This window comes from Psychromonas sp., assembly GCF_983033635.1.
Map to the genome: position 1 here is coordinate 1 of NZ_CEZLMY010000125.1, position 10510 is coordinate 10510.

A 10510-nucleotide genomic window follows, 5' to 3' on the forward strand; every position below is an offset into this window, starting at 1 on the left:
CATTATAGAGATAGCGATCACATTGGCAAGTGTTTATTTCAAATAAATGACTGAATGAACAATTAGTAAACAAACAGCTGTTTTACTCTACAAATTAGCCTTCTTCACTTCACCGCAAGAGTGATTACTCTTGTTATGACCATGTATTATTACAAAGAAACAACGGAACCAATTTGATAAAACAGCAAGCTTATATTTGCATTGCACCTGAATATGGTAAACAACCGCTGTTTATTTTTATCGATGCTAATTGAGGCAAGTGAAATTGATATTTCATAAAAGCAGTTATATCAAGCACTTCCCTGCATTGCACATTTAAAAGCTCACCTTTCGCATTTAAGACCTATTTATATTGTCAATAAACAAGCGTTTTTTTTGTGCGCCAAGTCTTTTATCTACTAATATAAATATGCTGGTAATAATAAAATCTGCGGCAAAGGGTTGTAGCCGACAGAATAGATGGAGGATCAACTCAATGAAATACATAATTAAAGTACTTACTTCAATTGTTGTTACACTGACTCTCTTGTTAGGTTGTGGAAGTGATGACTCTTCTCCTTGCTCCCAAGAGAATATTAATGATTTTGTGCTTGGAACTAATACGTCCTGCATAGATCCTGTAGTTAAAGATCTGATTAGTTTTTCTTTAGATATTACCGATAGCCAAGGAATAAGCACGCTTAATGTTACACAAAGACAACCTGTTGTTGTTAGTGCAACACTACTTATCAATAATCTGCCGCAAGCAGGTGTTTTAGTAAAGTTTTCACTACAGTATGGCCTTGCCACTATTGATCCAAGCAGTAGCACTGCATTAACTAATAAAGACGGGATTGCATCAATCATATTAAGTGCTAAGGACCAATATGGTTCCGACACGATTACAGCAAGCACTGATGGCTTAAATGCCAGTATGAGCTTTTCTGTTGCAGCACAAAACACACTCGTTTCGATGATTCAGCCCACAGCCAGCCCTGAGTCAATCAGTTCTACAGGTTCTGCGACAATCACCGTAGTGCTTAATGATGATACCAATTCAATACCATATGAGGTACCAGTTGATATTTCATTTTCTTCTTCTTGTGTCGATTCGGGTTTAGCAACAATAGAGTCCCCGGTTGCAACTGTTAACGGGATAGCACAAAGCACTTATAAAGACATCGCTTGCGGACAAACAGATACCATTGAAGTGAATGCTAAAGTGGGAAGTCAGTTACTGGCCGGCAGCGTTGCTATTGCAGTTCAAGATGCCGCGGCAGGCAGTATTAATTTTATTAGCGCATCGAATGATTTTATCGCTTTAAAAGGAACAGGCGGTAGCGGTGGCGGAATTACCCGCCAAGAAACCTCTGTGCTTAAATTTCAAGTGGTTGATGTCAACGGCAGTCCTGCTGCATTTGAAGAGGTGATGTTTGCGCTTTCCTCAAACGTTGGTAACTTATCTCTTAACCATAGCAGCGCACAAAGTGATGCAGATGGTTATGCTGAAGTTATTGTGCAGTCTGGCTCAGTCGCAACTTCTATCCGCGTAATTGCCACCTTGGCTTCAGATACAAGTTTATCCACCATCTCTGATTTGCTGGTTATCTCTTCCGGTGTCGCCGATTACAATAGCTTTAGTTTATCTGTTTCTGATTTTAACCCTGAAGGATGGGCTATAGATGGTACAAAAGTTCAGGTAACTGCCCATGTCGCAGATCATTTTAACAACCCGGTTCCTGACGGTACCGCCGTTGTTTTTAACACTGAATTTGGGCAAATTGAGCCATCTTGTACGACCACTAACGGATCCTGTACTGTAACTTGGACAAGTTCAGAACCAAGAATTCCTATTCCTGAATTTAGAGATATTACAACGACAACTAAAATACTTGGCGATGATAATGTTTGCCTTAAACAAGATGGTACAGCATCACTGTTAAATAATTTTGCTTATCCATGTTTTTATTCTAATGCATCAGCCGCTACGATTAACGATCCTGAAATGTCCGGTGGCCTAGGACAAGTTTATGGTAATCGAGTCACTATTTTTGCTCATTTAATTGGCGAGGAGAGTTTTGCTGACAGCAATGGTAATGGCGCATTTGATGCGAATGAAGCTTATGCTGATATCTCTGCTGAAGGTTTTAGAGATGATAATGAAGACGGGGTTTTTGCAGGACGATATAGTGATGCCAGTCTTGCTGATGGCGCGGCTGATCATATAGCAACTTGCAAAGCTGAAACAGGAGTAATCTGCCTTCAACCAGGCGGTGATAATGAGGAGTATATCGATTTTAATAACAATGGCCGCTTTGATGGCGAAAGCAATCAGTTATTAAACAGTGTACTTTGCCTGGATGAAAATGCTGGCTGTACGCAAGATTTATTACCGATTTGGAAAAATGTTACGATTTTACAAGCGGGGTCTTTTGCCCATATCAGTTTAATTGAAAGGGGATTAGATAGAGAAATGACTGCTAGCTATTATCAGACTGTCGATATCAGCGCCGGCGCTAAAATCGTGGATGCTTATGTTGCTGATTTACATAATGGCCGCATGCCATCGGGCACTACCATCACTTTTGCAGCGGGTAATGGTGTGATTGTAGGACCTGATAGTTGCACTGTGTTAAATTCAAGTAGTTTAGGGTTTAGCAGCTGCTCAGTGGTAGTGAAGCGGTCGGAAAGTGCAGATGAAGTATCTGACACAGGACTACTTACTGTGATTGTTACAACGCCTTCTGGTTTTGTAACTGAAAGAGCAATTATTATTCTGGATTAATATTAACAACTGACATCAATACAACAAAAAAGCCTCTGACGGATTCACGTCAGGGGCTTTTTTATACAAATTTATTGCTTATAGCAATCCGAAGATTGTTATCTGTTTTTAGCCTCGCAGCTCCATTTGCATTTGCCGGGAGTAAAAGTAAGGTTTGCAGAGCTCGTTGACATTAGATCATAAGGTTTGTCGCAATTTTTCTATACCCAAGAAGCAATCAACTGTGACGACAAACTTCGGATTTCCATTTTGGAAATTAGCGCTGTCATTGTTTTCACTTTTAGAAACTTTTAATCGGGGTAGATTAGTTATCCATAATTAAAAAGGGGATTTTGTCGAATGACTCTACAAGAAAAAATTAAACAAATTATTACCGATCCAACGCTGTCAGCAAAACAAAAATCGAATTACCTTGCGTTAGAAGCCGATGCAAGTTTGCCCTATCTCACTGTTTCTGAAGCTGCAACGAAGGCAATGGACAGGGGAATTATATGCGATATGTTTGAAGGACATGCCCCGTTCAAACCGCGTTATATATTGCCCGATTATGCTAAATTTCTGCAACAAGGCTCTGCATATTTAGAGCTAGCGGCTGCACAAAATATGGATGAAGCGCTTAATGCGTTAACCATTATTTATCATCATGTGCCATCGGTGACCAATATTCCCGTTTATTTAGGTCAATTGGATGAGATCTTAATGCCCTATGTAGCCGATCTCGACGAGGCTACAATCTATCAAAAACTTAAACTGTTCTGGATTATGCTCGACCGAACCCTGCCAGATGCCTTTATGCACGTGAACATCGGCCCGAGCGATAACGTCATTTGCCGGACAATATTAAAAGTCGATGCAGAGCTTAAACAAGTCGCACCGAACCTGACCTTTATGTACGATCCTGAGATTACGCCGGATGAATTGCTACAAGTCGCGACGACAAACATCTGTGAATGTAACAAACCGCATATTGGCAACTATCCAATTCATGCGCAAAGTTATGATGCTCAAGGTTTCGGGATTGTTAGCTGCTACAACTCATTACCATTAGCGGGTGGTGCCAATACTCTGGTTCGCCTCAATCTTAAAGAAGTGGCACAGCGCGCCGGCAACAGCGAAGACTTCTTTGCCAATACCCTTCCTCATTATTGCAAGCTGATGTATGAGCTAATTGAAACCCGTGCGAAGTTTTTACATGAAGAATCGAATTTCTTTGATAGCTTTTTAGTCAAAGAGGGGTTAATTGAAGAAGCCCGTTTTGCACCGATGTTTGCTATTTACGGCATGGCTGAGGCGGTGAATACTTTGCTCAACAAAGAAGAATTAACGGACATAGCATTAGATAGAGCCAACAGCCAATATGGCCATAATAAGAGTGCAAATAAATTAGGGCATCGAATTTCAGCCGCACTGGATCAAATCGTCAAATCGACTCCCGTTACCTATGGCTACTATGGTCGTGCGCTACTGCATGCTCAAGGCGGCATCAGCCTTGATCAGGGCGTGACACCAGGTGTGCGTATTCCTTATGGCAGCGAGCCAAATCCGGTAGCGCATATTCAGGCTTTGGCTGAACACCACCAATATTACACCTCTGGGATCAGCGAAATTCTGACTATTGATAAAAGCGTAAAATCAAATCCGCAAGCTATGTACCAATTGTGCAAAGGTGCACTAAGCTTAGGTTTCCGTGAATTTAGCGCAAACGTTGCTGGTAACGACTTAATCCGAGTCACTGGCTACATGATCAAATTATCAGATATTGCAGCCTTTAAAACACAAGGTTCTCGTACCAATACCACAGGATTAGGTGCAGAAGCGGCAGAAAACACAGGTATTTTAAATCGAAAACCAAGAGTCGCTAGCCATGAGCAATCCCCCTGCTACATTAAATAACAGATTTGCAAATATAAAAGCAACAGTCAGCGAAGTGTTACGTTTTTCTTGTGTAGACGGGCCCGGAAACAGGCTGGTTATTTTTCTACAGGGGTGTAATTTCAACTGCAAAAACTGCCATAATCCGCACACCATAGACATGTGTGACAATTGTGGCGATTGTATTGCACACTGCCCAACTCAGGCACTGTCATTGGCTGACCGCAGTGGCAATAGTCACATTGTGTGGGATGCCGATTTATGCGAGCAGTGCGATACCTGCTTAGCGGTATGCCCAAAACAATCGACTCCAAAAACCCGACAATACTCGGTAGCAGAGATGCTACTTATAATTCGTAAAAATAGTCCGTTTATTACCGGTATCACGGTAACAGGCGGTGAAGCAACACTGCAGCTTCATTTTATTATCGCATTGTTTTCAGCCATAAAATCGGCACAGGATCTACAACATCTAACCTGTATGGTGGATAGCAATGGCAGTTTAAGCGAAACTGGCTGGAAAAAATTACTCCCCTTTATTGATGGTGCGATGATCGATTTAAAAGCGTGGCAACAGGCGACCCATTTATGGATAACAGGCCGCAATCAACATCGGATATTCCGCTCTCTGGAACAGTTAGCACAGTGCGATAAATTGTATGAAGTGCGCTTATTACATATCCCAGGAAAAACGGATTTTGATACTGAAATCGACGCGCTGGCACATTATTTAAAGCAGCTCCCCAATGCAACGCGTATTAAGCTTAATGCGTTTCAAAATCATGGTGTAACAGGAGAGGCGTTAGCATGGAAAATATGCAGTGAACAGGATATTGAGCAATTAGCTAAGCAACTAACTCTGCGTGGTGTAGAACGCTTAATCTTGCCGGCGGTTTATATTTAACACGCACCGCCCTGCGTAGTCCGTTAAGCACCTTATTAATTATCCTTGCAAGATTCGAGTATCTGCTGATACAACCAACGGTGTGCAGGATCATTCATACTCGGCTGATGCCAAACCAAACTGTAAACCACATCACCATAATGAAAAGGGAGTGGTTTAGTCGCTAACCCTTTAGCTTGAAAAGCTGTTTCAGCCCAACGACGGGAACAGGTAAACAGCAAATCACTGTGATGACACATCACGGCGGCATCACCAAAATCAGGCACCGAAATTACAATTTTGCGTTTCTTATTTTGTTGGGCGAGCTGCATTTCAAAGAATGGAATATTCAGATCGCTATCTGTAATGCCAATATGGCCGTAGCTCAGATAATCGTCAAGAGTAAATTCTTGCTCCGCCAGTGCTTTATTGGCTAGAGGGTGCGCAGGATTCATCAGGCAAACCATCTGATCGTTAATCAATGTCTCCCAGACTAAATTATTATGTGAACTTGGTGGCTGACTGCGATCATGTGGCAGAATAATAAAATCTAATTTCCCTTTGACTAAACCATCAAAACCAACGCAGTCTTTTGACCAAATATCTAAGCGTATATTTGGTGCCAATGCCAACACTTTGGCGCTTAACTTAGCGGCGAGTAACTCAAAGGTACTTTCCCGCATTGCTAAAGAAAAGCTACCGCTATAATGCGAAGGTTCAAAGGCCTGTTGCGTCATAATCTGATTCATATCATTGATTATCTGATGCACCGACGGCCCGAGTCGACGGGCCAATGCCGTCTCGACGAGTTTATTACCATGGCGATAAAACAGCTCGTCATTCAGGCTGTCACGCAACTGACTCAAGGTTTTGCTGACTGAAGACGGGCTTACACATAATCGCTCAGCACTGGCAGTGACACTCAAGGTCTCCAGCATGACATGTAGGGTGATCAAATGCTTCATGCTTATATGCGACAGTTTAATAAGATCCATTTATACCCTCAAATACAATAAAAAACGCTAAAACCGACCAGACAGAAAAACAATTTTAAGATAGATGCCCGCTACAAGCACTCTTGTTACCTAGGTTAATTGCTTCACATACTATGCCGAATTACTTGCCTACTTCACCAGCCTGTACAAATTTTTTTAATGCTACATTTTGATTGGAGCTTGTTAACATTGCTATCTGATCAAAACTTGATATTTTTCCCTGCTCGACAAACAGATAGTGAGATGCCACATTCAGCGCATCGGAAATATGATGCGTTACCATTAAAACGGTTACATTTTGTATACGGGCTAACTCTTTAACGATAGCGAGCATCTCTTCACGCAAAATTGGATCAAGAGCAGAAAATGGCTCATCAAGTAGTAACAGTGGTTTATTTTGCACAAAACATCTTGCCAAGGCGACTCGCTGTTTTTGCCCGCCGGATAATTGCTGGGGAAAACGACTTAATAGCTTATCAATCCCAACCTGTTTACAAATATCCAGCACGCGCGCGTGCTGCTGTTGATTTAATTTAAGCCCGGGATCTAGCCCTAAGCCAATATTATCTGCGACACTTAGATGAGCAAATAAATTCTTTTCTTGAAATAACATAGCCAAGGGACGCAGATGAGGTTGAACATCTAAAACGGACTCTGATGCGATTTTAATATCGCCACTCAACGGCTTAATAAAACCCGCAGCTAAATTCAATAAAGTACTTTTACCGGCACCACTTGCCCCTAATACAGCGACAATACTTCCTTTAGGAATATCAATGTCAAAACTGAATTTTTCTTGCTGATATTGGTACATTACATTGGAAAATCTGATCATAATTACCCCGCTCAGCCGTTGTTTAAGAAAATTGTTTTTTAATGGTAACTTTTTCTATTAGTCCAAAGATACCAACACTGATGATTAATAAAAACAATGAAACAACCGCAGCCGACTCCATCTGATAACTGCCAAGTAGTTGAAATAGGTATAAAGGCAAAGTACTAAAATCCTGACTACCAAACAGCGCAATGGCACTCAAATCACCCATTGATAGAACAAAACTAATAGAAAAAGCATGCACGATAGGCTGCCTTATTGCTCGCCACTCAACAAGATAGAAACGTGAAAAACCAAACATGCCTAAACTGGCACATAACTGATCATATTGTTGCGCGGTATGAAGCATTGGCTGTGCTAGCGTTTTTATCACATACGGTAGCGCCATTAACGCATTTACCGCAATCACGATAACAATAGCGATACTGAATATATCAGTTATATTTCTAAGCAGCAGAAAAAGTCCGGTACTAATCACAAGCCCAGGCGTGACCAAAATAATGGTAGCAATTAATTCCAGTTTATCAGCTCTAAAATGCAAACCGCTTAATCGCCAAAAACGACTGCTAATAAGAATAAATAAGCCAGCAATAACTGCTATAACGGCTGCAAATATTGCAACTAAAAACGAATTTTTGAGCGCACTCCAAAAAGAGGCTGCAGTAATAACGTTAATAAATTGTGCATTAAGTCCGTTGATAATAATCATTAATAAAGGTGGTATCACCAGTAAAATCACTACAAGTATCCACAGCGCATCCCAACACTTGGCTCGCATAGTGTCACTAAACAGAAAAAAAGAGGATTTGATGCTGCTGGTTATTACAGGCATTGGCCGAGAAAATCTCTGGATAATTATAGCCAGAGTGCCACAAAGCATCATTTGCCAGAGCGCTAATAAGGCACCCGATTGTAAATCAAAATCAAACTTAATAGCTTGGTAAATAGCCAACTCAATAGTGGTCGATTTTGGCCCCCCCCCTAATGCCATCACTGTCGCAAAACTGGTAAAACAAAGCATAAACACCAACCCGCAAACATGCGGAAGCTGCTGACGTAAACAGGGCCATTCGACTAATTTGAACTTATTCCAATGTTCAATACCGAGGTGGGCGGATAATTTATGATGTTCAGCAGGGATCGATTGTAAAGGCTGCAGTAGTAAACGCGTTGCGAAGGGAAGATTAAAAAAGACATGTGCTAATAGTATGCCGTTAAGCCCATAAATTGAGAATGGCAATTTTTGATTGAAAGTAGCCAGTAGTTGCGCAATCAAACCACTATTACCATAAATAGAAAGCAAGCCAAAGACCCCAACCAGGACAGGTAAAACTAGCGTTGTTGCAAATAACTTAAGCAGTAAAGCTTTGCCGAAAAAAGATCGACGAGAGAGCGCGTGGGCAACAGGAATAGCAAGGCCGACACTCAATAATGTAGACAGAAATGATTGATAAAAGCTAAATGCGGTTACATGCCGATAATAAGGATCAAACCACAGGGAGGCAAAATTGAAATCAGGTGAATGCAATAACAATGCAGAAATAGCGGCTGCAACGAAAACAAAAATTAACCCGGCCGTAATTAGACCGGGTATGGATTGAGATTTTATAGTCATCCTTACTGTATTAAAGAGCTCTGCCACTCTCTCACCCACGATTTACGATTATTTTCTACTTGCTCCGCACTAAAAGAAAAAGATTTCGATGGAACGGTTAACTGCTTAAACCCTTTAGGAAGCGCCACGTCAGTGACCGGATACATCCAGTTTCCTGTTGGTACTGCAGACTGGAATTCATCACTGACAATAAATGCCATAAACTGATCTGCTAATTTTTGATTGTCACTGCTTTTAACTTTTGCTGCGACTTCAATTTGTGTGTAATGCCCTTCAGAAAAATTGGCAGCTAAATACTGATTATTTTCTTCAGCAATGATGTGATACGCAGGTGAAGTCGTATAGGAAAGCACCATATCCGCTTCACCTTTTAAAAACATATTGTAAGCTTCGGACCACCCTTTAGTCACGGTGACAGTTTTTTTCGCTAGCATCTTCCATGCTTGATCAGCTTGATCTCCATAAACCCATTTCATCCATAACAATAAACCTAGTCCTGGAGTTGAAGTGCGTGGATCTTGATAGATAACCTTAAGATCGTCCTGTTTTTCAACCAATTCTTTTAAGCTTTTGGGAGGGGTAGTTAATCGTTCTTTATTATAAACAAAAGCAAAATAACCATAATCAAATGGAACAAATAGGTTATCAGACCAGCCTTCGGGCAATGTAGTATTCGTCGTATCAACGTTGTGCTCTGCTAATAACCCTGTTTTTCTCGCTTCGGCCATAAGATTATTATCCAGGCCAAGCAAGAGATCCGCTTTACTGTTTTTTCCTTCTAAACGCAGACGATTTAAAATTGAAACGCCATCATCTAAAGCAACAAATTCAAGTTCGCAAGCACACTTTGCTTCAAATGCTTTTTTTATTTTAGGACCAGGTCCCCAATCTGATGCAAAAGAGTTGTAAGTATAAACAACCAATTTATTCGCTGCAGCGGGCATTGATATCGTTGCCAATAAAGCAATGACAGGAAAAAAAAATTTCACTTCGAACTCCATATATAGTGTGATTGACATAGAATAAGTTGCTAATCATTTGAAATGCGATTGATAAGCTCAATTCCTACGCCAGCATTGTCTGGTTCAGATATAAGGGTTTTGTGTTTATATGAACAGTCAGAGCCTTGTAAACAAGCCCCCCCAATGATAAACGTTATTGTATACCCAAAGGAAAATTGAGGCACTTAAAGCTTTTGATTATTGGATGGTTAAAAAGGATAGGGCACTTGGCGATGGAACAGGGCTCGCAGCGCTCCCCCGCTCGTGATACTTTGCAGCCTCAAAATTCGCCCCTACTCTACATAGATATGTTTATGTCTGCGGCATACTGTTAAGCGTTTATCGATAAGTGAAATACTAGCCGATGGCGATGGTCAGGGTTCGCAGAGCTCATCCGCTCGTTGCTCTTGCCTGTCGGCAAACTCGCCCTACTATCACATGTTTTGAATGCCACTGCGTGGCAACTCTTTATTTTCCCATGTTCGAGTGATCATCGCATCAAGCGCTTAAACGAAAAAATCCCTGCTGACGTAGTCAACAGGGAT

At 41.2% G+C, this 10510-nt stretch carries 7 protein-coding genes; 3 read left to right on the forward strand and 4 right to left on the reverse strand.

What is annotated here, in order from left to right; genetic code table 11:
* Window positions 1–475 precede the first annotated feature (475 nt).
* From AC4GME_RS13915 to AC4GME_RS13925, 3 genes are all read left to right on the forward strand, one after another.
* A complete protein-coding gene (locus AC4GME_RS13915) occupies window positions 476–2764 on the forward strand; it encodes a hypothetical protein (RefSeq protein ID WP_490377460.1) in 2289 nt (762 codons plus the stop codon).
* A gap of 339 nt (window positions 2765–3103) precedes the next feature.
* Window positions 3104–4657 (forward strand): YjjI family glycine radical enzyme, encoded by a 1554-nt coding sequence (locus tag AC4GME_RS13920; protein ID WP_490377459.1) that lies wholly within the window; start codon window positions 3104–3106, stop codon window positions 4655–4657.
* Window positions 4629–5540, forward strand: a complete 912-nt coding sequence (locus tag AC4GME_RS13925; protein ID WP_490377458.1) for a YjjW family glycine radical enzyme activase — start codon at window positions 4629–4631, stop codon at window positions 5538–5540. The genes AC4GME_RS13920 and AC4GME_RS13925 overlap by 29 nt, the downstream gene beginning before the upstream one ends.
* 35 nt (window positions 5541–5575) lie before the next feature.
* Here the strand turns inward: AC4GME_RS13925 and AC4GME_RS13930 are convergent, their stop codons facing one another.
* The 4 genes from AC4GME_RS13930 to thiB all read right to left on the reverse strand — a co-directional run bounded on the left by AC4GME_RS13930 (window position 5576) and on the right by thiB (window position 9965).
* Window positions 5576–6514, reverse strand: coding sequence for a LysR family transcriptional regulator (locus AC4GME_RS13930; RefSeq protein WP_490377457.1), 939 nt, complete (start codon window positions 6512–6514; stop codon window positions 5576–5578).
* A gap of 121 nt (window positions 6515–6635) precedes the next feature.
* Complete coding sequence (gene thiQ, locus AC4GME_RS13935) at window positions 6636–7349, reverse strand: thiamine ABC transporter ATP-binding protein (protein ID WP_490377456.1); 714 nt, start codon at window positions 7347–7349, stop codon at window positions 6636–6638.
* Between the two features lie 22 nt (window positions 7350–7371).
* A complete protein-coding gene (gene thiP, locus AC4GME_RS13940; protein WP_490377455.1) occupies window positions 7372–8964 on the reverse strand; it encodes a thiamine/thiamine pyrophosphate ABC transporter permease ThiP in 1593 nt (530 codons plus the stop codon).
* A gap of 2 nt (window positions 8965–8966) precedes the next feature.
* Window positions 8967–9965 (reverse strand): thiamine ABC transporter substrate binding subunit, encoded by a 999-nt coding sequence (thiB, locus tag AC4GME_RS13945; protein WP_490379607.1) that lies wholly within the window; start codon window positions 9963–9965, stop codon window positions 8967–8969.
* Window positions 9966–10510 lie beyond the last annotated feature (545 nt).

Coding starts and splice junctions, on each gene's coding strand:
- AC4GME_RS13915 (WP_490377460.1), top strand. CDS start 476: ATGAAATACATAATTAAAGTACTTACTTCAATTGTTGTTACACTGACT.
- AC4GME_RS13920 (WP_490377459.1), top strand. CDS start 3,104: ATGACTCTACAAGAAAAAATTAAACAAATTATTACCGATCCAACGCTG.
- AC4GME_RS13925 (WP_490377458.1), top strand. CDS start 4,629: ATGAGCAATCCCCCTGCTACATTAAATAACAGATTTGCAAATATAAAA.
- AC4GME_RS13930 (WP_490377457.1), bottom strand. CDS start 6,514: ATGGATCTTATTAAACTGTCGCATATAAGCATGAAGCATTTGATCACC.
- thiQ (WP_490377456.1), bottom strand. CDS start 7,349: ATGATCAGATTTTCCAATGTAATGTACCAATATCAGCAAGAAAAATTC.
- thiP (WP_490377455.1), bottom strand. CDS start 8,964: ATGACTATAAAATCTCAATCCATACCCGGTCTAATTACGGCCGGGTTA.
- thiB (WP_490379607.1), bottom strand. CDS start 9,965: ATGGAGTTCGAAGTGAAATTTTTTTTTCCTGTCATTGCTTTATTGGCA.